A 23,237-nucleotide genomic window follows, 5' to 3' on the forward strand; every position below is an offset into this window, starting at 1 on the left:
CGCCCCCGCGCGGCGCGCCGCCCGGCGTCCGTCGGTGCAGCAGGATCGCCGCGCGCGCTGAGACGTCGGCTCACGCGCCGTATCCGCGCTGCCCAACCGTTGCGCGCAAACGAGCCATTCGCCGGCGCCGCCGCGCGCCTCGCGAGCAGCGACTCCACGGCGGGAGGGCCGCCGAGCTCCGAGTTCGCTCGAGGACACGAGCGCTCCCCGCTCCCCTGTACGCGCGCCTGCCCTGCCCGCCCTCGCCCTCTCCCGCGCCCATCCGCGGCACCGCCCGCCGCGATCGGGTGCGGCAGCTTCCCACAGATCCACCCATCGCGCCCACCCGCGCCCGATCCGGTTGAGCGACACGGCGCATCTGTTTAGTATGCCGGCGTCATGCCGTCGCCCCCCTGGAAGATCGAGACCGGCGTCGAGAGCGTCATCGCGTCGTGGCTCGCGTCGGGCTACGTTCGCCCTTGTTTCACCGCGGACCGCGAGATGCCGCCGGCCGAGGCGCGCACCGCGCCGATGCCCGAGGCGCTCTCGCCGGCGCTGCGCGGCGCCCTGGAGCGGCGGGGCATCTCGCGGCTCTACGACCACCAGGCGCGGGCCTTCGCGGCGGCCCGCGCGGCGCGCGGCGCGGCGGAGGCCGCGCAGGCCGGGCGGCACGTGGTCGTCGCGACGCCGACGGCGAGCGGCAAGAGCCTCTGCTTCCACCTCCCGGTGCTCGACGCGCTGGCGGAGGGCGCCGCGTCGGGCCAGGGCGGCAGCGCGATCTACCTGTACCCGACCAAGGCGCTCGCCCGGGACCAGGAGGCCGGGCTGCACGCGCTCATCCGCGAGGCGGGGCTCACGATCCCGGCCATCGTCTACGACGGGGACACGCCGGGCGACGCGCGGCGGGCGGCGCGCGAGCGCAGCCCCATCGTCATGACCAACCCCGACATGCTCCACGCGGGGATCCTGCCGCACCACGCGCACTGGGCGCGGACGTTCCAGCGCCTGCGCTACGTCGTGCTGGACGAGCTCCACACCTACCGCGGGGTGTTCGGCTCGCACGTCGCCCACGTGCTCGCCCGGCTGCGCCGCGTCGCCGCCTTCCACGGCTCGAGCCCGACGTTCCTCTGCGCGACGGCGACGATCGGCAACCCGCGGGCGCACGCCGCGCGCCTCCTGGGCGTCGCCGAGGACGAGCTCGAGCTCATCGACGAGTCGGGCGCCCCGCGCGGGCCGCGGCGCTTCTTCCTGTACAACCCGCCCGTCGTGAACGCGGAGCTCGGGGTGCGCGCCAGCACGCTGAAGAGCGCGGTCCGCCTCGCCGGGGATCTCGCGCGGGCCCGCGTGCCGACGCTGGTGTTCGGCCAGTCGCGCAACTCGGTCGAGATCATGCTGAAGTACCTGCGCGAGGGCGTCGGCAAGGAGATCGGGGCGGAGGACGCGATCATGGCGTACCGCGGCGGCTACCTCCCGGAGACGCGCCGCCGGGTCGAGCGGGGGCTCCGCGAGGGCGAGATCCTCTGCGTCGTGGCCACGAACGCGCTCGAGCTCGGCATCGACATCGGCGAGCTCGACGCGGTGATCTGCGCCGGCTATCCCGGGTCGGTCGCGGAGACGTGGCAGCGCTTCGGCCGCGCGGGCCGGCGCGGCAAGACGAGCATCGCCGTCCTGTGCGCGACGAGCGCGGCGCTCGACCAGTACCTCGCGAGGAACCCGAGCTACCTGCTCGAGCGCGGGGCCGAGTCGGCCCGGATCGATCCGCAGAACACCGAGATCCTGGTGCAGCACCTCAAGTGCGCGGCGTTCGAGCTGCCGTTCCTCAAGGGGGAGTCCTATGCGGCGATGCCGGCGGACGACACCGTCGCGGCGCTCCGCTTCCTCCAGGACAACGGGGTCGTCCACGAGTCGAACGATCGCTTTCACTGGGCGACCGACGCCTATCCGGCGAACCACGTGAGCCTGCGCTCGGTGGGCTGGGACAACTTCGTCATCATCGACAAGGCGCACGGCAAGACGCTGGCGGAGCTCGACTGGCGCGCCGCGCCGACGATGCTCCACGAACAGGCCATCTACCAGCACGACGGCGAGCAGTATCAGGTCGAGCGGCTCGACTACGAGAACCACAAGGCGTTCGTGACGAAGGTCGTCCCCGACTATTTCACGACCGCGCTCACCCATCGAAAGGTGAGCATCCTCGACGAGAGCGCGAGCGCCCAGCTCGGCCGGGCGACCGCCGCGTTCGGCGAGGTGAGCATCGTGGAGAAGGTGGTTGGGTACAAGAAGATCAAGTTCTACACGCACGAGAACACGGGGTATGGCGACGTGCGGCTGCCCGACATCCAGATGCACACGACCTCGTTCTGGCTCACCGTGCCCGAGGCGCTCTGCGAGGAGCTCGGCCTCGGCCGCGCGACCGCGATCGACGGCCTGCGCGGGATCGCGCGGGCGCTGGAGACGGTCGCGACGCTCTCGCTCATGTGCGATCCGCGGGACATCGGCCAGACGCTCGAGGACGGGAGCGAGGCGCGGACGCCGGACGTCCCGGAGGGCGCCGAGCGGGCCGGGGTCTTCGATCCGACGCTGTTCCTGTTCGACAACGTGCCCGGCGGCGTCGGCCTGTCCGAGCGCATCTACGAGCAGCGCGACGAGCTCCTCGCGCGCACGCGGCAGCTCATCGCGGGGTGCGGCTGCGACCAGGCCGGCTGCCCGCTGTGCGTCGGCGCGACGGAGACCATCGACGCGAAGCGCAAGCGCGCGGCGCTCGGCCTCCTCGAGATCTTGCTCCACCAGGCGTGAGGCACGGGCCGCGAGCGGGGAAGAAGATTGACCCACAGCGGCACAGACGGCACAGAGGAGAGAAGAATAAAAAGCGCTGTTTCTCTCCTTCTCTTGTTCTCTCCTCTGTGCCCTCTGTGCCCTCTGTGCCTCTGTGGTTCGCTCTCTCATGCATCCAGGGGAGAGCCCTGCGACGCGGCTTAAGCGCGCTTGACCGCGAAGCCGGCGAACGCCTGCATGACGGGCATCAGCTCGAGCCGGTTCACGTTGACGTGCTCCGGGAGCGTCGCGCACCAGACCACGGCCTCGGCCACGTCCTCGGCCGAGAGCGGCTTCACCCCCTGGTAGACGGCGGCGGCCCGCTCCTGGTCGCCCTTGAAGCGCACCAGCGAGAACTCCGTCTCGGCCATGCCGGGCTCGATGTCGGTGACGCGCACCCGGCTGCCGAGGAGATCCGCGCGCAGGTTCAGCGAGAACTGCGCCACGAACGCCTTGCACGCGCCGTAGACGTTGCTCCCGGGATACGGCGTCTCGGCGGCCACCGAGCCGATGTTGATGATGTGCCCCCGGTCGCGCGCCACCATCCCGGGCAAGAGCGCCCGCGTGCAGTGGAGCAGCCCCTTGATGTTCGTGTCGACCATCTGCTCCCAGTCGTCGGGATCCGCCGTCTGCGCCGGCGAGAGGCCGAGCGCGCCGCCCGCGTTGTTGACCAGCACCGACACCTCGGACAGCTCCGGCGGGAGCTCCGCGATCGCCCGATCCACCGCGCCCCGATCCCGGACGTCCAGCCGGACGAGGTGGACCGCGGCCGCCCGCCCACCCCCGGGCGGCGAGCCCGCCCCGCCGCCCGTGAGCTCGGCCGCGAGCGCCTCCAGGCGCTCGTAACGGCGCGCGGCCAGGACCAGCCGAGCGCCCAGGCCCGCGAAGCGACGGGCGATCGCCGCGCCGAAGCCAGCGGAAGCGCCGGTGATGAAGACAACCGGAGTCGAATCGTTCAGGGATGCGTGCATCATGTCCAGAGCGGACTTGTACCAGAGCGGTGCAGGTCCAGCGACATCCACCGCACCCTGCGGCGCACGTCGGCCCTGCGCGACCCCACCGGACAGCCGTAGATTCGTCGTGGACGTGCCGCCGCGCTCGCGCGCGTGACAGCCGGGCATCGGCGGCGTGGGAGCGCCGCGGGTCGATTTGTGCAATCGACCCCGGCATCCAGGATGGTCGAGCGCGGTCGCCCCTTTACCCGGCCCCTCGGAGCCATTTACAGTCGGGCACCGTGGAGAGCGCGCCATCGAGGGGGTCTGTGCTGGGGCGTTACGCCATCGGACCGCGGATGGCGCGCGGCGGGATGGGCGAGGTGTTCCGCGCGGCCGCGCTCGGGCCGGATGGCGAGGAGATCCCGGTCGCCATCAAGCGAATCGTCCCGATGCACGCGGGCAGCGACGATCTCAAGCAGCTCTTCATCGCCGAGGCGAGCATGATGACCCGCCTCAAGCACCCCAACATCGATGAGGTGCTCGACTTCGGCATCGACGAGGCGGGCGACTTCTACCTCGTGCTAGAGCTCGTGTCCGGAACGGACCTCGGCCGGCTCTGCCGATGGATCTGGGCGCGCGGGGAGTCTGTCCCGGTGCCGGTCGCGCTCTTCGTCGCGTCCGAGGTGCTCAAGGGGCTCGGCTATGCGCACGAGCGCTCGGCCGCCGAGGGGCGGCTGATGGTGCACCGCGACGTGAGCCCGGGGAACGTGCTCATCTCGCTGGCCGGCGCGGTGAAGATCGCGGACTTCGGCGTGGCGATCGCGACGCGGGGCGAGGCGGGCGACGCGGCCAGGCGCGATCTCGTCGGGAAGCCGACCTACATGCCGCCCGAGCAGTTCGACGGGGAGCGGGTCGACGCCCGCGCCGACCTGTTCGCGCTCGGGGTGGTGCTCTTCCAGATGCTCACCGGCACGCGGCCGTTCTCCGGGACCAGCGCCGCCACGCGCATGGCCGCGGCGCGCGAGGGGCAGATGCTGCGCGCGAGCGAGCTGCGCCCCGAGGTGAGCCCCGCCCTCGAGGCGCTCCTCGCGCGCGCGCTCGCGCCCCGGCGGGAGGATCGCTTCCCCGATGCGCGCGCCATGCTGGAGGCGATCGAGGCGCTCCGCGAGGCCGGCCACGAGATCGGCGCGCCGGAGGATCTCGCGGCGCTCGTGGGCGCGGCGCTGAAGGAGTCGTCCGAGCCGCGCCCGGCGGGCCCGCCCGTGTCCGAGCGCCCGGACCCCGACGGTGACGACGACCTGGAGGGGGGCGAGCTGGCGCGCGTCGACGAGGACAGCCCGTTCACCCTGCGCGTGACGCGGCGGCTCAGCGGTCCGTCGCAGGCGCTCGGCGGCGACGCCGAGCCGCTCGACGCGGACGGCGCGGCGCTGCCGGAGCCGTCGAGCGCCCCGCTGAGCGGCGGATTCCACGCGGTGGCGCCGCCCTCCAGCGACGAGAGCTCGCTCGATCCGCTCCTGGCCCCGTCCGTGAGGCCGGGGAGCCCCTCGCAGCGGCCGCGGGACGAGCTCCGGCCGGCGTCGGTGCCGAGCGCGGCCCTCCCGGCGGCCGGGGCGACGCGGCAGCGCCTGCTCGCGGCGGCGATCGCCTGCGCCGCGCTGGCCGGGATCGCCGTCGCCAGCGTGCGCGTCGGTGAGGGCCGGCTGAGCGCGGCGCACCCCGCGGCCGCGCAGCGCGCTGCGGCCGTGGCGCAGCCGCGGCTCGCACCCGCGGTGCAGGCGGCGCTCCTGCCCCTGCGAAGGGCGACGCCGCCGGCGAGCTCCCCGGCCGAGGCAGCGCCCGCCGCGGGCGCGACACCCGCCGCGGGCGCGACATCCGCCGCGGGCGCGACACCCGCCGCGGGCGCGACACCCGCCGCGGGCGCGACACCCGCCGCCACCCTGCGCTGACCGCCCGCAGCCCGAGCCGCTTGCGGCGCTCAGCCCGCTCGGCTAGCAGCGCCGCGTGCAACGTCCTCACGCCCTCCTCGCCTTCGCCCTCGCCGCGCTCACCGGGTGTGCCTCCGCGCCTCCTGCGGCGCCGTCCCCTCCTCCCGCCGCGCCGGCCGCCTCGCCCGATGCGGCGCCGGCCGCGACGGCCCCCGCCCCGACCGACGCGGCCGCCTCGGCGCCCGCCCAGGCCACCTCGGTCGACGTGCCCGCGGCCCTGCGCGCCGTCGTGGAGGCCGCCGATCGCGCGGACGCCGACAAGGCGCTCGACGCTGGCCGGAAGCCCGCGGAGACGCTCGCCTTCTTCGGCATCCAGCCGGGGATGAAGGTCGCGGAGCTCATGGCAGGGGGCGGCTACACGGCCGAGCTCCTGGCGCGGGCGGTCGGCCCGAGCGGGGTCGTCTACGGGCAGAACAACCGCTTCGTCCTCGAGCGCTTCGCCGAGAAGCCGTGGAGCGAGCGGCTCAAGAAGCCCGCGATGAAGCAGGTGGTCCGGGTCGACCGCGAGCTCGACGACCCGTTGCCGCCCGAGGCGCGCGATCTCGACGCCGTGTTCCTCGTCCTCTTCTATCACGACGCCGTGTGGATGGAGGTGGACCGGGCCGCGATGAACCGCGCGATCTTCCGCGCGCTCAAGCCCGGCGGCGTGTACGCGATCATCGATCACACGGGGCGCGACGGGACGGGCGTCACCGAGGTGAAGACGCTCCACCGCATCGAGGAGAAGGTCGTGCGCCAGGAGATCGAGCAGGCCGGCTTCCGGCTCGCGGCCGAGGCGAGCTTCCTCCGGACGCCGAGCGACACGCGCGACTGGAACGCCTCGCCCATGGTGGCGGGCGACAAGCGGGGCATGAGCGACCGCTTCGTGCTGAAGTTCGTCAAGCCCGGCGGCTGAGCCGCGGCGGACGGCGGATCGGCCCGGGCCGCGGAGCGGCGGCCGTCGCGGCAGGGAGCGCGCGGCCCGCTCCGCGTGTCAGAAATCCCGCCGGGGATTGCTGGCGGGCGGAGCTGGGGCGGCGCTCACCCGTCGGAGCGGACGCAGCGCGTGAGCCGCCGATCGCGGACCGAGTGGTCCTGCGATGTGCCGTTCGTGAAGTTGACGAGGATCGCCTTGTCGGCGCTGCCGATGGCGGGCGTCGACGACCAGAAGACGTCGGACGGCGCCCCCGGGAAGGCCTCCGGGTCGATCGCCGGCCCCGAGCGTCGATCGTCGACGATCGAGAGCAGCTCCTTCGCGCTCGGCAGCCGCCAGTCGCCCTTGCCGGCGAGGGTGAGCTCCTCGCAGTGGGCGAGCGCGCCGTTCCAGATGAAGCGGGTCAGGGAGGCGTGACGCTCCCAGACGAGCCCCGTCCGCCCATCGAGCACCCACTCCTCGCCGAACGACAGATCGGGCGACTCCACCCCGCCCTCGCCCCCGACGCACAGCGCGCGCGCGCCGGACATGTCCTTCCGGAAGAACCCCACGGACGCGTCGGCGGCGAGCACGCCCCACGCATAGCTGTCGTCGTCGGCGACGTCGGTCGCGGACCAGTAGAAGCTGTCCTGGGTGCTCGTGAAGAAGATGTCCGGAAACGCCGTGGTGTGGCCGAAATCCAGGATGGAGACGAGCTCGCGCCGCGTCGGCAGGCGCCACGTCGCGATGCCGCCGACCTGCTCGGCGCTGAGCGTCGTGCAGTGCTCCGTCGCGCCCTGCAGCGTGAACATCCCGCTCTCCGTCACCTTTTCCCACGTGAGCCCGGTCACCGAGTCTTTCACGGTGCCGTCGCCTTCCGTGTAGGAGGGGACGGCGATCTCGTAGTTGCCGTCCTGTCCGAAGAAGGGCTCCGACGGTCCCGGGCACGCCTCGAGCACGATCGTCCCGTCGGAGCAGCGTCTCGTCGGCGAGTCCGGCCACGTCACCTCGGCGGTGGGCGGCCCTCCGCCGGTCCCTCCGCCGGTGCCGCCGCCGCCCATCGGCTCGCTCCCGCCGCCGCCCATCGGCTCGCTCCCGCCGCTTCCGCCGCCGGTCCCTCCCCCGGTCCCGGCGCCGTAACCGACCTGAAAGGGCTCTCCAACGCATCCGGCGAGCGCGACGAGCTCCACGAGCAGCGCGGCCAGCAGCCGGGTGGAGCGATGGGCGTGAGGGGTCTCGTTCGGCATGGGCGAGCGGCGGCGTCCGTGATGGATCCGGGCCTGCAGCCTACCATCCACCGCGGCGCAGAGATCGATTTCCTCGCAGGCGAGCCCGCGGTGCAGGTCCTCATCGGCGGCCCGCCCGCCGCGCTTTCTCCGCGAATTTTGGCTGCGCCGAGCCCCACCGCGCGTTCGCGATGCCCCTGCCGCTCGCTGTCCCCCAGCCTTTCGCCGCGCGCCCGTGCCGCTCGCTCTTGCCGCGCGCCGCTCGCCGCTCGCCGCTCGCCGCTCGCTTTTGTCACTTGTCGCTCGCCGCTCGCTCTTGCCGCGCGCCGCTCCTCTTGCCGTGCGCCGCTCGCTCTTGCCGCGCGCCGCACGTTTTCGCCGCCCGCTCCGCCAGCCCGAAACCGGCAGCCGCGAAAAACGGAGCGAGCGCGAAATAAACAGGAGGCTGCGGCGAAGAGTGGGTATGAGCACACGCACCTCCCTTTTGTTCGCGGTCGCGCTCACGGGCAGCCTGCTCGTGGGCTGCAGCGACGGCGCGACAAGCTCGGTCGGGGATCGGGTCGCTCGAGGGGCAGCGGCCTGCCTCCCGGGCGAATCGATCGAGCGGGCCGAGAAGAAGGTTTACACGTTCTTCGGCAGCCCCGGCGCGCAGAGCCGGGTCGAGCGGGCGATCCGGCCGGATGGGTCGGAGACCCTCTCGAGCGAGACCCGCCTCTCGCCCGCCGACGCCGGCCAGGGGTCAGCGGCGCAGGGCGCGCCCCCGACCGGCGGCGTTCTCCGCGAGTACGCCGAGCTCGACCCCTCGGGTCGCCTCGTCTACGCCGACGTCTCCCTCAGCGACGCCGCCGGCGTGGTGAAGCGGATGATCCTCGATCCGCAGCACGGCGCCGCGCTGCTCCGCAGGGCCGGCCGCTCCTCCGGCTTCGTCCGGATCCCGACCGGAGAGGCCACCATCTATGCGCCGGTGGGCTCGATCGTGACGCCGGTCGCGGCGTGGGTCGCCCGGCGCGCGGCGCTCGCGGCGCCGAGCGTCCGCATGTTCGACGAGGGGACCGCCGAGAGCCACGCCGTCCTGAGCGATCAGCTGGTCGTCGAGGACGGTCGCGACACGTTCGTGGTGCTCGGCGACGCGGCGCTGTCGGCCGATGACGAGTTCATCACCTCCCTCCCGCTCGGCGCCGCCGCGTCGGCGACGGCCTGCGAGGCGGCGGGGAGCGGCGCCGCGGCTCCCTCGCGCTGCGGGTGAGCCCACCCGCGGGCGATCCGGCGCCGCGCTCGCGCCGCGATCGCGGAAGACACCGGAGACGAGCGCCCGCTCTCCTCGGTGTCTCTCCGCGAGACGGATCGCCTTTACTTCCCGGATCCTCTCCGCTTCACGGGGTCGTGTAGTCGACGTTCACGGTGTACGTGCTGGCCGCGTACCCCTGCACGAGGAGGAACGCCTCCGACTGACCTTCGGGGACCGTCAGCTCGCACATCTCGTCCGCGCCGTCGAGGTAGGGGCGGCAGTCGTAGGCGCTCAGCGTCGGCTGCTCGCCGAACCGCACGTAGAGATCGGGATCCCCGGAGCCGCTCATCGCCGCCCGGAAGGTCGTGCCCGGGACGACCGCGATCGGCCCGTGGGCTGCCGTCTCGCGCCGCGAGATGCTGCCCTCGAAGCTCGTGGACGTCGCGCTGCCGCCGCCTTCCGCCGCCCCCGGCGCGGAGTAGCTCACCTCGATCTCGTAGTTCGACGCCGTGTAGCCGTGCACCTTGATGAAGGCCCTCGTCTCGCCTTCCGGCACCTCGAGCGTGCAGGTCTCGTTGGCGTCGCTGAGGTACGGCCGGCAGTCGAACGAGCGCGCCGTCGGCGCGTCGCCGAACTTCACGTAGAGGTCGGGGTCCCCGGTCCCGGTCATGACCACGGTGAGGGTCGTTCCGGCCACGACCTCGATCCCCTCGGCGGGCCCGACCGCGTCGAACGCGCCCCGGGCGACGCGGCCGCTGAAGGTCTCGGTGGTCGGCACCCCGCCGCCGCCGCCCCCGCCGCCGCCGCCCCCGCCGCCGCCGCCCCCGCCGCCGCCCCCGCCGCCGCCACCCCCGCCGCCGGGGGCGCCGTAGAGCGATTGGATGCCCGCGATGTCCTTCTCCGTGAGGTTGAGCGTCCTGTCGCCGGTGCCGTTGCACTGGGGATAGTGCATGACGGACGCCCCGTCGTACGCGGTGAGGGCGCGCCAGTTGTCGTCCTCGAAGCAGGCGCCCGACTCAGGACGGGTGTGCTCGTGGCGGAAGCCGAGGGTGTGACCCAGCTCGTGGCGGAGAATGCCCGTGAGATCGGGCTGGGAGCTGTTGTGAGCGGTCCTGTCGATCAGGACGTTCCGCGACGACCGCGACTGGCCGGGGAAGAAGGCGCGCGCGAGGTACTGGCCGCCCGCGTTCACGGGGTTCACGTCGAACAGGACGCTGCTGGTGCTCGACGTGCAGTTCGAGTCGGCGGACTCCACGTGGATGAAGTCGACGTCCGCGACCTCCTCCCACGCCTCCACGGCCGACGCCATCGCGGCGACGACGGACTCGTAGTTGCCCCCGAATCTCGTGCTCACGCAGTAGGTGAGATTGCGCCGCTGCTCCGTCGTCCAGACAATGTCGCTGCCCCCGGACTGGTTGACGATCAGCGCACCATCGCGCACATGCGTCTCCCAGAACTCGCGCAGATGCTTGATATCTACGACAGGCGTGTCCCCGTTAACAATGTAGATGCCAGTGTCAGCCTCGCGGAAGACGGTCCGCTCGAAGTCGTCAAATCCCAATTGATTCGTGCCGACTGCCTCGGTGCTACCGTCGCCGACGTCTGCCGAGCAACCGGCCGCAGCAGCGGTCAAACCAGCGATCACCACGGCGAGCTTACGGGTGACCACATTGCTCTGGTGCGGCTTTGCAGGATGCATTTGAAGCTCCTTTCGGGGAGGCGAATCACGCTGTCTACGCGAACTCGATGAGACCCAAATGCCTTAACCCGATTTGACCCTCAGTCGGATAGCCAAATCTGACCGCCGTTCAGAAAAAGGGTTCCGGATTGTAAAAAATTTCGAAAGGAGCGCACGAGGTTCCCCCGTCACAGGAAAATTCCTGTGACACGCAAACCGCTCAGATCGTCCGGGACCGACACACTGGAAAATCACACCTCTTGAGTTCAGGCGACGCGCACTTGCACCTCGACAAGCATCGGGATTTTCCTGCCTTCGTTGCGCGGATGAAAGCCACGGCGCGCAAGCCTGCAACGCGGCGCCTGCGGCGCGCGCGGCGCGATGCGCGCGGGCGCGATGCGCGCGGGCGCGATGCGCGCGGCCTGCGCCACGGCAACAGCGCGCGCCGCAGCGATGCACGCGGCAGCGATGCACGCGGCAGCGATGCACGCGGCAGCGATGCACGCGGCAGCAGTGTGCGGCCTGCGAGGAGGCCAGCGCCTGCCGCAGGCGCCCGGCGTGATCGCGCCGTCTCTGCAGCGGCGACGCAGCACGCCGGAGCGCAGCGGCCGGAGGCGTCGACCGAGATGACCCGCGTTCACCTACCGAGATGACCAGCGTTCAGATGACGGTCGCTTGCCGGTGCTCGTTCAGGATCGCGCGCAGCGCGGCGCCGCTCGAGCGTCACGATCGCCTCCACGGCGCGCTCGCCGTCGCTCAGGACGATGCTCGCCGCCGCTCAAGGCGATGCGCTCGCCGTCGAAGGCGATGCGCTCGCCGCCGCTCAAGGCGATGCGCTCGCCGCTCGAGGAGATGCCGCCGCGGCAGCTCGAGGAGATGCCGCCGCGATCGTGAGGAGGTCGCTGGAGGGATGAGGAACCAGCGCTGCGCGCGCCGCCGCCCGCCGCGCGCATGCGGTCGACGCGACCCCGCATCGAGCGCCGCGGCCGCGCCGCGCTCACCCGCGCGCGGAGAGGATCCGGCTGAACGCCTCGCCCACGGCGCGCGCGAGCTCGACCATGCGGCGCGACCCGCTCGCGGTGTCGATGATCCGGTCGGCGACCAGGATCATCGCGGGCCGGCCGACGACCTGCACGGCGACCGCGGCGACGTCGAGGCTCGGGTTGACCATGACGTCGAGCAGCGGCGCGTGCGTGGGCGTGCCGGGGATCGGCCCGACGTAGAGGTGCGTCGCCACGGCGGTGGCGAGGATGCTCGGCTGATCCATCGGGAGGGTGAGCTTCCGCAGCGCCTCCTGATCGCCGAACTCCGCGTTGCAGGCGAACCCCCGGAAGACCCCGCGGTGCGCGGCGAAGATCGCGACGCGCCGCGCGAACAGGCGCAGGCCCCGTAGCGCGAGCCGGACGACATCGTCCCGCGTGCGCGCGAGGTAGAGCGCGTCGATGACGTCGCTCAGATCGACGAACGGCTGCGGCGGCGGGTCGTCGTCGAGGGGATCGATGAGCTCCTCGGGCGCGGGAGGCAGCGCCGGGAGCCGCCCGGCGCGCAGGCTCGACGGCGGCGCGGCGCCCTCGGGACGACCCCCGCGGCGCAGCAGCGGCGGGACCTCCGCGGCCACGGCGCTCCGGCGCGACGCCGGGGCGACGCCGGAGGGCGCGTCGAGCGGCAGCCGGCCGAGCCGACGCGTCGAGGGGGCCGGCTCGCGCCCGCCGCTGTCCGGGCCGCGCTCGGGTGCAGGCGAGCTCTGGGGCATGATCGAGGCGAGCAGCTTGAACGGGGGGGAGATCTCCACGGGCGGAGACGGCGGGAACGAGACGGCCGGCGGCTCCACGTCCGCGGGCGCGCGCAGGGTGGCCCGACGCGCGCCCGCGCCGCGCTCGGCCTCCAGCGGGCCGCGCGCGCTCGCGGGAGAGCCGCGCGCGCCGGGCGCCGCCTTGGCGTGGCGGAGCGGCAGGATCGGCTCCTCCTGCGACGACGGCGCCTCGGCGAGCAGGGCGTGACCGTTGTGCGCGGGAGCGCGGCGGCCTGGTTTGCCGCTGGGCGGCTCGTGGAGACCCGGCTCGTCGAACGAGGGCACCGCGGCGCGCCGGATGAGCGGGATGGGCACCTCGTAAGACGGCGGCGGCGGGATGGTCGACTGGGGCGCGCCGTGCGGGAACGCCGGGGTGGCGCGGCGCGAGCGGGCGGGGACCTGCTCGCGCTCGTCGAGCTCCAGGGCGCGGATGGCCTCCTCGATCGCCGTGATCGGCGCGCGGTAGATGCGCACCGGCGCGCCGAGGTGGAAGCTGAACTCGTCGGCGATGTGGCGGTCGAGCGGATCGGCGGCGGCGACGTCGACGGTGCCGGCGCCGGGGTCGACGCGGATCGGGACGGCGCCGAGGCGGCGGCACATGGCGCGCGGCAGGCGCGCGACGACATCGCGGGCGCCGACGACCTGCCGGAGCGCGAGGCCGCCGCGACGCTCGAGCTCCGCCTCCAGGGCGCGCTCCGTGATGGCGGCGCGGTCGATGAGGGCGCGGGGGAACGAGATGCCCCGCAGGACCGCCACGAAGAGGGCGGCTTCGACCTCAGCCTTGGAGACGGCGCCGGCGGAGATGAGGAGGCGGCCCAGGTCTAGCGACACTCGCTGCACGATACCAGAAAGGGCGCTGCCAGCGTGCAGCGCCCCGCGCTCGGCCACGACGGACGCCGGGGCCTTCGCGCGAGCGGCGCGCCGGATCTCCCTATAAGGAGACGCGGGCGGCGCGGGCGGGCCGACCGCGCCTCGCCAGCGGCGCCGCGAGGCCGGCGGCCGGCGCTCGGAGGCGCGGAGGGCGCGGCGCCGGGGCGGCCGTCGCTCGCTCGGAACGCCGCGGCGGGTGGAAGCGGAGGCGGCGCTCGGAGAGCGCAAGCGCGGAGGTAGCGCGGCGCCGAGCGGCGGGCGAGCTCACCCGATCATGCGGGGCGCCCGGCGGAGGAGCGCTGGTGTCCGATACGACACGAGGCCTGGAGAGCGCCAGAAGACCCCGAGTCGTCAGCGGGAGAACTGAAAGACCACCTCGCTCTGCCGCACGAGACCCAGGTTGTCCCGCGCGATCCTCTCCACGGCGGTCGGATCGTCGCGCAGGCGCGCCACCTTGCCGCGGAGCGCCTCGATTTGCCGCCCGAGCTCGGCGTTCTCCTCCTCGACGTCGGCGAGCTCTCTCTCGAGCTCCCGGAGGCGAGGCAGGCCCTGAGGCGAGAAGATCATGACCGGAGCGCCCACGACCGCCACGACGAGCACCGCGATGGGGAGGGTCCGCTCGAGGAACTGCGCTATTCGACGCACGGACATCCGCTCGCACATCACCCGCGCTCCTGTCAACTTTCCTCCAGGGTTCCTGCAACTCCGCGTTAACTTCCACCGGGGTTCGGCGCGGCAACCAGGGTGAAGCGCGGCCGCGCGCCGGCCGCGCCCGCGTCGAGCGCCGCCCGGGGCGATGCCGGCGCCGGAGGGAGTCGGAGGTCGCATGGCGCCGCAAGCTTCGCTAGCATGACGCACGTCCCGCCATGCGGCAGGCCCGCTGCGCGCGCCGCCACGAGGGCTCGGCCCGAGGAGACCCATGTCCATTGATATCGTCCGAGGCGAGCTCGAGCGCCTCTTTTCGCTCGATGAAATGATGGCCCTGTCGTCCGACCTCCTCGGTTTCAGCCCGGCCGAGATCGGCGGCAACGCCTCCAAGGCCTCCTTCGCACGCGCGCTCACGGACCATTGCGTCGAGGTCGACGCCATCGAGGCGTTGCTCGACGCCGTCATCGCCTCACGCGCCGAGGTCGACGCGCGCGTCCGCACCCTCGGCGCCCAGGGGATCAGCCTGCCCGAGGAGCTCGCGCCCGGCGAGGCGTTCGGCGACTACATCATCACGAGAAAAATCGGCGAGGGGCCGCGAGGCCTCGTCTACGCGGCGACGCGGGGGACCGAGCCGCGGACGCTCAAGGTGCTCCGGCGCGAGGTGACGCGCGACGGCCGGGCGGTGCGCCGGTTTTTGACCCACGTCCGCCTCGCCGCGCAGGTGCACCACGAGAACCTGGCGAGCGGCGTCGATGCCGGGCTCGTGGGCGGCCGGGCGTTCGTCGCCTACACGCACGTCGACGGGCTCCCGCTGTCGGCGCGCCTCGCGCGATCGGGGCCGCTCCACATCAACGAGGCCAAGCCGCTGCTCCGCGGGATCCTGAGCGGGCTCGCCGCGCTCCACGAGCAGCGCCTCGTCCACGGGGCGCTCAAGCTGGAGAACGTGCTCGTCGCCCGCGGCGAGGAGGGGCAGCCGCTCCCGATCCTCGTCGACGCGGGCGGCGATCGGCTGGGCGCCGGGTGGTCCAGCCCGGAGCTCGTCAAGACGGCCAGCCCCGAGCAGCTGCGCGGCGAGGGCGTCGGCCCCGCGAGCGATCTCTACGCCTTCGGCGCGCTGCTCTTCGAGCTCCTCACGGGCAAGCCCGTGTTCTCGGGCGCGGCCGCGGTCGACGTGGCCGTCGCGCACCTCACCGAGCCGCCGCCCGCGCCGGGCGCGGTCGCGCCGCGCGGGTGGGTGGGCAAGGACATCGACGAGCTCGCGGCGCGCCTGCTCGCGAAGGCGCCGGACGACCGGCCGCGGAGCGCGCGCGCGGCGCTCGACGCGGTCGAGCCGCTCGGCAAGCCGCAGCAGAAGGGGGCGGCGATCGGCGACGCCGAGCTGAACGACCTCATCGATCGGCTCGTCGCGACCCCGACCGACGCCGACCTGGCGCTCGCCGTCGAGGCGACCGTCGACCGGGGGGCGGACCCGGGGCGGGTCGCCGAGGCGCTCGTGACGGCCTCCGAGCAGGTCGACGCGGCCGCGGGCGGCGACCAGGCGGCGGCGAAGCGGCTCCTCTACTACCGGGCGGCCCGGATCCACGAGAAGGGGCGGCTCCACGACAAGGCGGAGGCCGTCTACCTGCGCCTCCTCGAGCTCGACCCGGGCGACGATGTCGCCTTCAGCGCGCTCGAGGAGCTCCGCAAGGCGCTCGGCAAGCACGAGGAGCTCGTGGAGATGCTCCTCCAGCGGAGCGAGCGCGCCGAGAGCGCGGGGGAGCGCGCCCGGGCGCTGAGCGAGATCGGGCACCTCTACGTGCGGGAGCTCGACGACAAGGACCAGGGGGTGTTCGCCTTCGCCCAGGCGCTCGCCCAGGATCCGGAGCAGGACGCGTACGCCGTCGACCTGGAGCGCGCGGCCGGCAACGACATGAAGGTCTGGTCCGAGGCGCTCCAGATCCTGAGCCAGGCGAGCACCGACGAGGCGATGGCCGCCGAGCCGAAGATCGCGCTCTTCAACCGGCTCGGGCCCTGGTACGCGGAGAAGATCGCGCGGGCGGACCTCGGGATCCCGTGCTTCCAGTTCGTGCTCGGGCTCGACCCGGCGAACGAGAAGGCGCTGGAGGGGCTGGCGCAGGTCTACCGCCGCGCCCAGCAGTGGCAGGAGCTCGTCCAGGTGCTGCTCTCGCGGGCCGATCGCGCCGCGACCCCCGGCGAGGCGCGCGATCTCCGCGCCGCGGCGGCCGAGCTCCTCGAGACGAAGCTGAACGACGCGGGCCGCGCGCGCGATCTCTACGAGCAGATCTTCGCCGAGGACCCCGGCCACACGAAGGCGTGCGACGCGCTGCTCCGGATCTACCGGCGCGTCGAGGACCACGCCGGTTACGCCAAGATCCTCGAGCGGCGCGCGGAGGCGCTGCGGGGCGAGGAGCGCGTCGACACGATGTGCAGGCTCGCCGAGCTCTACGAGGACCGGCTCGGCGACCTCGGCGAGGCGACGCGCCGCTACGAGGCGGCGCTCGAGCTCGATCCGACCAGCCTGACCGCCCTGCGCGGGCTCGACCGCATCTACAGCCGCGCCGGGCGCTACCAGGAGCTGCTCCAGAACCTGGAGCGGCAGATCGAGGTGAGCGCGACGCCGCGCCAGAAGATCAACCTCTACGAGCGGATCGCCGGCATCCAGGACGAGGAGTTCCTCGACCACGCGAAGGCGGCCGAGGCCCTCGAGGCGATCCTCAAGATCGACGGCGCGCACGAGGGCTCGCTGGCCGCGCTCGGGCGGCACTACCGCGCCCTCGAGCGGTGGGAGGACGTGGTGGCCCTCTACGAGCGGCAGCTCGGCATCGTGCCCGACGACAAGCGGCGGGAGGAGCTCCTGCTCGCGATGGGCCGCGTGCTGCTCGAGCAGGTCGGCTCGCCCGAGCGCGCCCGCAAGGCCTACGAGCGGGTGCTCGCGATCGACCCGCACCACGCCGGGGCGCTCGAGTCGCTGGCGCACGTGCGGGCCGCGACCGGCGACGCCGCGGCCGCGCTGAGCGCGATCGAGTCGCTCGCGGCGACCGCCAAGACCGCGGAGAGCAGGGCCGATCTCTGGATCCGCGCGGCGAAGATGCTCGAGGAGAAGGGCGATCGCGACGGGGCGATCGAGCGGTACAAGATGGCCCTCGACGCGCAGCCGCAGAACGCGGGCGCGTCCTCGGCGCTGCGCGCGGCCTACCTCGCCCGCGGCGACGCGACGAGCGCCGTCGAGCTCATCGCGCGCGAGGCCGAGGTCGCCGAGGGCAACCTCACGAAGGCCCGCCTCTACGGCGAGATGGCCCTCCTGCTGCGGGAGCGCCTCAAGGACGACGCGCGCGCCGCCGAGGCGGCCACGAGGGCGGTCGACCTCGATCCGACGGGCGTACCGGGGCTCATGATCTCGGGCGATCTCGCGTTCGAGGCCGGCCGGTTCCTCGAGGCGGCGCGGCACTACGAGCTCCTCTCGAGCCGGGTCGACGCCCTGCCGCGGGAGCAGGGGCTCAAGCTGCTCTTCCGCTACGTCGACGCGCTCAGCAAGAGCGGCTCGAGCGGCAAGGCGATCGGCACCGTGCAGGCGCTGCTCGCGCTCGCGCCGGACGATCCGGCGGCGCTGTCGCGCGCCGCGAAGGTCAACCTCGACGCGGGCAGGGCCACGGAGGCCGCGGAGCTCTACGAGCGCCTCGTCGAGCGCTTCGGCGCCGGCCTGCCGGAGCGGGAGCGGGCCGAGGCGCTCCTCCGGCTCGGCGAGGCGCGGCTCGCGGCCGGCGACCCGGACGGCGCGGTGGCGCCGCTGAACGACGCCGCGGATCTCGTCCCGGAGTCCCCTGCCCCGCTCACCCTGCTCTCCCGGGTATTCGAGGCCAAGGGCGACTGGGAAGAGGTCGCGCGCCTCAAGCACCGGCGGCTCGACGTGGTGACCGGCGAGGAGCGGAGCGCGCTCCTGCTCGAGATCGGCGACCTGCTCGCGACGCACCTCCACGACCGGACGCGCGCGGCGAAGAGCTACGTGGCCGCGCTCGACGAGCGGCCGGACGACCGGAAGATCCTCACCAAGCTGATGCAGCTCTACAGCGAGGAGAAGGACTGGTCGAAGCTCATCGACATCGTCCTCAAGCTCGCCGCGAAGATCGACGACAGCCGGCAGAAGGCGAAGTACCTGCACACCGCGGCGATCGTGAGCGCGCGGCAGCTCGGCGATCTCGACCGGGCGGCCCAGTTCTACGACGAGGTGCTGGAGCTCGATCCGTCGCTCACCCGGGCGCTCGCCGAGGCGATCGAGCTCCGCGCCGAGAAGGGCGACCACGAGGAGGTGGAGCGCCTGCTCAAGGTCGAGCTCGATCGGGCGACGGAGGAGAACGACACCGCGAAGATGCTCGAGACGTTCGACCGGCTGGGCGCCCTCTACAAGGACAAGCTCGGCTGGATGAGCGAGGCGATCGACGCCTACGAGGCGGCGCAGACGCTCGATCCGGACAGCGAGGAGCGCAACGAGCTCCTGGCGAACCTCTACGCGAGCAACCCGGCGGAGTACCTGGACAAGGCGGTGGCCGCGCAGCTCCCGATCCTGCGGCGCTCCCCGTACAAGCCGGACGCTTACCGGCTGCTGCGGAAGATGTACACGGAGACGAAGCGGGCCGACGCCGCCTTCTGCCTCTGCCAGGCGCTCTGCTGCCTGAACGCGGCCGAGCCCGACGAGGAGCGCTTCTTCCGGCGGCTGCGCCCGGACACGGCCGCGGCGGCCCAGCAGCCGCTCGACGATGAGGCGTGGGCGACCGCGCTCGTCCACCCGGACGCGGATCCGCTCCTGACCGCCATCTTCGGCGCCATCGAGCCGGCCGTGCTGCGGAAGAACGGGCAGTCGCTGGAGGAGCTCGGCTACCAGCTCGCCTACCAGATCGATCTCTCGCGCCACCCTTACCCGATGTCGCAGACGCTCTACTACGCCGCGGGCGTCCTCGGCCTCGAGCCGCCGGTCACGTTCCAGAACCCGAACGACGGCGGCGGCGTCTCGTTCCTCCACGCGCACGTGCCGGCGATCGTGCTCGGCGCCGCGGCGCTCCAGATGGATCTGCCGACCCAGGCCGCCGCCTTCATCGCGGCGCGCCACCTCACCTACTACCGGCCGGGCATGTACCTCCGCCACCTGGTGCCGACGGGCACCGGCCTGCGCGCCTGGCTGTTCGCGGCGATCAAGCTGATCTCGCCCACGTTCCCGATCACGAAGGAGCTCGAGGGGCCGGTGAAGGAGAACCTGGCGGTCCTGGATCCCACCATCGTGGGGCCGGCGCGCGATCAGCTGGCGAGCATCGTGACCAAGCTCCTCCAGGCCGGCGCGATCGACCTGAAGCGCTGGGTCTCCGGCGTCGACCTGACGGCCGACCGAGCCGGGTTCCTCCTCGCCAACGACCTCGAGCTGGCGCAGGAGATGATCAAGGCGGCCGACGACGCGAGCGCCGCTGTGCCCCAGAAAGAGCGGCTCAAGGAGCTCATGCTCTACGCGGTCAGCGAGGAGTACTTCGCCATCCGAAAGCGGCTCGGGATCAACGTCGACAGCTGAGCGCCGAGCGCCGGGCCGCGGAGCGCTCTCGCTCGATCGCGGGGCGACCCCGCCTGCGCCCGCCGCGGGGCGCTGCCCGGCCCGCGCCCACCGCGGGCGCTGCCTGGCCCGCGCACCGTGGGCGCTGCCGGCCCGCGCACCGTGGGCGCTGCCGGCCCGCGCACCGCGGGCGCTGCCTGGCAGAGCGGCCGAGCTGGATCGCGGACGATCCAGCTCACGCATGTCGGTTCCGGCCCACTTCTGCACCGGACTGGTTGACGGATAAATCAGCAAATTGCTAGGCTGCGGGCCGGCATTAGGCCCCTTTTAGATGTACGTTAGCTCGCCGCAGCATGGCAGCGGGCAGCCTGAGCGATCGTGTGAAAGCACGCCCATGGCGGCAAAGAAGACCCGAAAAACTTCAAAAAAAGACCGGAAGAGAGCGACCAAGGCCAGCGCGGCGAGCTCGAGGCGAGCCGCGCCTGCGGCGCGGACGCGGAAGGCGAAGCCCGCCGCCCGTTCAGCCGCTCGAAAGCCTAAACGAAAGGCCGCGTCCTCTCGACCTGCTGCGCGACGCACCGCTGCCGTGAAGGCGGCAAAGCGCCGGAAGGCGACGACAAAACGGGCGACCACCCGCAAGTCGGCGGCCCCGGCGCGGCGCAAGGCGACGCGCGCACCGGCGCGGGCAACCCGGACGGGCGCCAGGAAGAAATCGGCGGCCACGAAGGCGAAGAAGGCGACACGCGCCGCGGCGAAGCGAGCCAGCGCGTCCAAGGCGAAGAAGTCGGCCGCCCGGACGAAGGCGAGGTCGACGCGCGCCGCCGCCAAGCTCAGGACCACCAAGGCCAGGGCGAAGGCGCGGGCGACGAAGGTCAAGGCCAGGGCCGCTAAGGCCAAGGCGACGCGGGCCAAGACGGCGCGGGCCAAGGCCACGAAGGCCAGGGCGACGCGGGCCAGGGTCGCGAAGCCGAGGGCGGCGAAGAAGGCCAGGGCCGCGAAGCCGAGGGCGGCCGCCGGGCGGGCGCGGCGCGCCAAGGCCGCGAAGACGAAGACCTCGCGGGTCAAGGCCACGCGGCCGAGGCTGGCGCGGGTCAAGGCCGCGAAGCCGAGGCTCGTCAGGCGAAAGATCGCGGCGCGCTCCGAGCGGGCGCTCTCGCCGGCGGCGGAGCCGAAGAAGCTCCGCAAGAAGCTGAGGCTCGGCGACGAGCAGCCGAGGCTGAAGGAGCGGCTGAAGCTCAAGCACGGCGGGGAGCAGGAAGCGGCGGTCGAGACCGAGCGCCCGCGCCGGACGAGCGACAAGCCGCAGCGCGCGAGCGACAAGCCGCAGCGCGCGAGCGACAGGCCGCAGCGCGCGAGCGACAAGCCCGCCGCCGAGAAGAAGAGCGTGCGGCCGGGCGTGGTCAAGGGGAAGGGCCCGTCGTCGATCGAGCGCCGCCGCGTCCCGCTCCGGGAGCCCCCGCGGGTGGTCACGCTGCCGTTGCCGATGCTGCCCCCGCCGCGGCGAGCCACCATCGAGGAGCGCAGCGCGATCATCGAGCAGCGGCTGAACGCGCAGTCGGACGATTTCCGGCGGCGTTATATCGAGAGCCTCGATATGTCGTGGATTTACCACGACAGCGCGCTCGAGGGCGTCGTCTACACGTTCGACGAGCTGCGCGCGGCCCTCAGCGGCCCGGCGCCGCTCGTGACGGACTCGAGCCTTCAGCCGACGTACGATGACATCCGGCGCCACAAGGAGGCCATCGTCTATGTGCGCGAGCAGGGCGAGAACAAGCGGGCGCCGATCACGCTCGACTGCGTGAAGAAGCTGTACCTGATCCTCCACCCGGAGGAGGGGGACCTCAAGACGGTGAAATACCGCAAGGACATCCCCCAGCATCGGCTCTACTTCCACGAGTATGCCCCGCCGGACAAGATCGCCTACAAGGTGCGGCAGATCATCGACTGGCTGAACGACCCCGAGACGCGGAAGACGCGGAACGGCATCCGGATCGCGGCGCGCGCGCACTACGATCTGCTGCGGGTCTATCCGTTCCCGAACGACAGCGGCAAGGTCGCGAGGCTGTTCATGAACATGCTGCTGCTCCGCACCGGCCTGCCCCCGTCGATCATCCACTCGACCGAGCGGCAGCGCTATTACGAGGCGCTGAAGGGCTCGGCGACGACGGTCCTGCAGATGGTGCAGGAGTCGGTGGAGAACGCGCTCGCGAGCGTCGAGAAGCTCCTCGATGAGCATGAGACGCGGAAACGCGCCTTCGTCAGCTGAGACAGCGAAGCGCGGCCCCGGAGGCAGCCCCGCTCCGGTCGGACGGGGCGCGCGCCGCCCGCCCGGGGCCGCTGCCGCCGCTCGTCCCGCGCCGGCGCGCCCGCGGCCTGGCACCCCGCCTCAGGCCACCTTCGCGCGGCTGCGCGCGCTGCACCCGGACGCTCATTGCGAGCTGGACCACAGATCGTCGTTCGAGCTGCTGGTCGCGACGGTGCTCAGCGCGCAGACGACGGACGTGCTGGTCAACAAGGTGACGCCCCACCTGTTCGCCGCCTATCCCGACGCCCGCGCGCTCGCCGGCGCCGAGCCCGCCGAGGTGGGCGCGCTCCTCCGGCGGCTCGGGATGGGGATGTTCAACCAGAAGGCCAGGAACGTCGTGGGGCTCGCGCGGGGCCTCGTCGAGCGGCACGGCGGCGAGGTGCCGAGGACGCTGGCGGAGCTCGTGGAGCTGCCCGGCGTCGGGCGCAAGACGGCGAATGTGGTGCTCGGCGTGGCCTTCGGCGCGCCGGAGGGCGTCGTCGTCGATACCCACGTGCAGCGCCTGTCCCAGCGGCTCGGGTGGACGAAGAGCGACAAGCCGGAGCAGATCGAGCGCGATCTCATGGCGCTCTTCCCGAAGCGCGACTGGGACATGCTGTCTCACACGCTGATCTTCCACGGCCGCCGGATCTGCTTCGCGAGGAAGCCGGCGTGCGGAGGCTGCGGCATCAACGACGCGTGCCCGAGCGCGTTCCACGCGGAGAACGTGGGGCGCAAGGCGCCGCGCTCGCCGCGGCGCGGCGGCACGCAGGCCTGAGCGCCATCGACGCTGCGCACGCCGGGCGTCGAGCGCACTTACGGAAACGGGAGCGGGGCAGCGCGGCTCATCGCCCGTCGTTCATCGCGCATCGCGCATCGCTCATCGCCCATCGCTCATCGCGGCTCGGCACGTCTGCTGTCAGCTGTTTATTCCCTCGGCGCTGAAGACGCGAGGTAAGCTTGGCCCATGAAGGCCTTGTACCTGACCCTCACCCTCGCCTGCCTCTTCACCGCCGCGTGCGGCCGCCCGGAGGACGATCTCTGCGACGACAAGTGCGACTGCGAGGGGTGTAACGAGCGCGAGTTCAACGATTGCCTCGATCGCTACGATGTCAGGTTCGTAGACGCGGACCGGCGCGACTGCCTCGACCGGTACGACGATCTCCTCGCGTGCGAGGACGATACCGGGATTTGCCGCGACTATAAGTGGGATACGGCGTGCAAGGACGAGAGAGAGGCGCTGGATCGGTGCGTGGACTAGCGCCGCCCGTCGGGAGTCCCCGGCGGGGTGGCGGACGGCCCGGCGCGGTCCGACGGGCGGCGGCGCAGGGCGCGGGAGCGCTGTCGCCGCGCCGCATCCCGGCGACCTCGAC

Annotated in this window: 15 protein-coding genes; 8 read left to right on the forward strand and 7 right to left on the reverse strand. The window is 72.8% G+C overall.

The window, feature by feature from the left end; all coding sequences use genetic code 11:
- The first annotated feature begins 378 nt into the window (after positions 1 to 378).
- Positions 379 to 2,775, forward strand: a complete 2,397-nt coding sequence (locus tag WMF26_RS23235; RefSeq protein ID WP_438002079.1) for a DEAD/DEAH box helicase — start codon at positions 379 to 381, stop codon at positions 2,773 to 2,775.
- Positions 2,776 to 2,954: 179 nt separating this feature from the next.
- Here the strand turns inward: WMF26_RS23235 and WMF26_RS23240 are convergent, their stop codons facing one another.
- Positions 2,955 to 3,767, reverse strand: coding sequence for an SDR family oxidoreductase (locus WMF26_RS23240; RefSeq protein ID WP_438002080.1), 813 nt, complete (start codon positions 3,765 to 3,767; stop codon positions 2,955 to 2,957).
- A gap of 287 nt (positions 3,768 to 4,054) precedes the next feature.
- Here WMF26_RS23240 and WMF26_RS23245 point away from each other — a divergent pair, with 287 nt between their 5' ends.
- Both WMF26_RS23245 and WMF26_RS23250 read left to right on the forward strand, forming a co-directional pair.
- Entirely contained in the window at positions 4,055 to 5,674 is a 1,620-nt protein-coding gene (locus WMF26_RS23245; RefSeq protein WP_438002081.1) for a serine/threonine protein kinase, read from the forward strand.
- A 55-nt stretch (positions 5,675 to 5,729) separates the two neighbouring features.
- Positions 5,730 to 6,608: a class I SAM-dependent methyltransferase gene (locus WMF26_RS23250; RefSeq protein ID WP_438002082.1), complete on the forward strand. Its 879-nt coding sequence runs from the start codon at positions 5,730 to 5,732 to the stop codon at positions 6,606 to 6,608.
- 125 nt (positions 6,609 to 6,733) lie between these two features.
- Here WMF26_RS23250 and WMF26_RS23255 read toward each other — a convergent pair whose 3' ends face one another.
- A complete protein-coding gene (locus WMF26_RS23255; protein ID WP_438002083.1) occupies positions 6,734 to 7,852 on the reverse strand; it encodes a DUF1566 domain-containing protein in 1,119 nt (372 codons plus the stop codon).
- Between the two features lie 442 nt (positions 7,853 to 8,294).
- Here WMF26_RS23255 and WMF26_RS23260 point away from each other — a divergent pair, with 442 nt between their 5' ends.
- Positions 8,295 to 9,077: a hypothetical protein gene (locus WMF26_RS23260; protein WP_438002084.1), complete on the forward strand. Its 783-nt coding sequence runs from the start codon at positions 8,295 to 8,297 to the stop codon at positions 9,075 to 9,077.
- A 127-nt stretch (positions 9,078 to 9,204) separates the two neighbouring features.
- Here the strand turns inward: WMF26_RS23260 and WMF26_RS23265 are convergent, their stop codons facing one another.
- From WMF26_RS23265 to WMF26_RS23280, 4 genes are all read right to left on the reverse strand, one after another.
- The gene (locus WMF26_RS23265; protein ID WP_438002085.1) at positions 9,205 to 10,758 is read right to left on the reverse strand and encodes a M57 family metalloprotease; all 1,554 of its coding nucleotides are present in this window, start codon (positions 10,756 to 10,758) and stop codon (positions 9,205 to 9,207) included.
- Positions 10,759 to 11,003: 245 nt separating this feature from the next.
- The gene (locus tag WMF26_RS23270; protein ID WP_438002086.1) at positions 11,004 to 11,378 is read right to left on the reverse strand and encodes a hypothetical protein; all 375 of its coding nucleotides are present in this window, start codon (positions 11,376 to 11,378) and stop codon (positions 11,004 to 11,006) included.
- Between the two features lie 356 nt (positions 11,379 to 11,734).
- Positions 11,735 to 13,360: a hypothetical protein gene (locus WMF26_RS23275; RefSeq protein WP_438002087.1), complete on the reverse strand. Its 1,626-nt coding sequence runs from the start codon at positions 13,358 to 13,360 to the stop codon at positions 11,735 to 11,737.
- A gap of 390 nt (positions 13,361 to 13,750) precedes the next feature.
- Entirely contained in the window at positions 13,751 to 14,050 is a 300-nt protein-coding gene (locus tag WMF26_RS23280; protein WP_061625815.1) for an FtsB family cell division protein, read from the reverse strand.
- A gap of 268 nt (positions 14,051 to 14,318) precedes the next feature.
- Here WMF26_RS23280 and WMF26_RS23285 point away from each other — a divergent pair, with 268 nt between their 5' ends.
- The gene (locus tag WMF26_RS23285; protein WP_438002088.1) at positions 14,319 to 19,601 is read left to right on the forward strand and encodes a protein kinase domain-containing protein; all 5,283 of its coding nucleotides are present in this window, start codon (positions 14,319 to 14,321) and stop codon (positions 19,599 to 19,601) included.
- A gap of 306 nt (positions 19,602 to 19,907) precedes the next feature.
- Here WMF26_RS23285 and WMF26_RS23290 read toward each other — a convergent pair whose 3' ends face one another.
- Complete coding sequence (locus WMF26_RS23290) at positions 19,908 to 20,984, reverse strand: hypothetical protein (protein ID WP_438002089.1); 1,077 nt, start codon at positions 20,982 to 20,984, stop codon at positions 19,908 to 19,910.
- On the opposite strand from WMF26_RS23290, the gene WMF26_RS23295 reads away from it, so the two are divergent.
- From WMF26_RS23295 to WMF26_RS23305, 3 genes are all read left to right on the forward strand, one after another.
- Positions 20,977 to 21,846, forward strand: a complete 870-nt coding sequence (locus WMF26_RS23295; protein WP_438002090.1) for a Fic family protein — start codon at positions 20,977 to 20,979, stop codon at positions 21,844 to 21,846. The two genes, WMF26_RS23290 and WMF26_RS23295, sit on opposite strands and share 8 nt — an antisense overlap.
- Positions 21,815 to 22,642: an endonuclease III gene (gene nth / locus WMF26_RS23300; protein ID WP_438002438.1), complete on the forward strand. Its 828-nt coding sequence runs from the start codon at positions 21,815 to 21,817 to the stop codon at positions 22,640 to 22,642. Before WMF26_RS23295 ends, nth begins: the two co-directional genes overlap by 32 nt.
- A gap of 189 nt (positions 22,643 to 22,831) precedes the next feature.
- Complete coding sequence (locus tag WMF26_RS23305) at positions 22,832 to 23,125, forward strand: hypothetical protein (RefSeq protein WP_437948335.1); 294 nt, start codon at positions 22,832 to 22,834, stop codon at positions 23,123 to 23,125.
- The last annotated feature ends 112 nt before the right edge of the window (positions 23,126 to 23,237 follow it).

This window comes from Sorangium sp. So ce185, from assembly GCF_051526825.1.
GTDB classification, from domain to species: Bacteria; Myxococcota_A; Polyangia; order Polyangiales; family Polyangiaceae; genus Sorangium; species Sorangium cellulosum_D.

Excerpts from the sequence above, each read along its gene's own strand:
- WMF26_RS23305 (WP_437948335.1), top strand. The coding sequence starts at position 22,832 with ATGAAGGCCTTGTACCTGACCCTCACCCTCGCCTGCCTCTTCACCGCC.
- WMF26_RS23260 (WP_438002084.1), top strand. The coding sequence starts at position 8,295 with ATGAGCACACGCACCTCCCTTTTGTTCGCGGTCGCGCTCACGGGCAGC.
- WMF26_RS23235 (WP_438002079.1), top strand. The coding sequence starts at position 379 with ATGCCGTCGCCCCCCTGGAAGATCGAGACCGGCGTCGAGAGCGTCATC.
- WMF26_RS23280 (WP_061625815.1), bottom strand. The coding sequence starts at position 14,050 with ATGTCCGTGCGTCGAATAGCGCAGTTCCTCGAGCGGACCCTCCCCATC.
- WMF26_RS23240 (WP_438002080.1), bottom strand. The coding sequence starts at position 3,767 with ATGATGCACGCATCCCTGAACGATTCGACTCCGGTTGTCTTCATCACC.
- nth (WP_438002438.1), top strand. The coding sequence starts at position 21,815 with ATGAGACGCGGAAACGCGCCTTCGTCAGCTGAGACAGCGAAGCGCGGC.
- WMF26_RS23285 (WP_438002088.1), top strand. The coding sequence starts at position 14,319 with ATGTCCATTGATATCGTCCGAGGCGAGCTCGAGCGCCTCTTTTCGCTC.
- WMF26_RS23255 (WP_438002083.1), bottom strand. The coding sequence starts at position 7,852 with ATGCCGAACGAGACCCCTCACGCCCATCGCTCCACCCGGCTGCTGGCC.
- WMF26_RS23265 (WP_438002085.1), bottom strand. The coding sequence starts at position 10,758 with ATGCATCCTGCAAAGCCGCACCAGAGCAATGTGGTCACCCGTAAGCTC.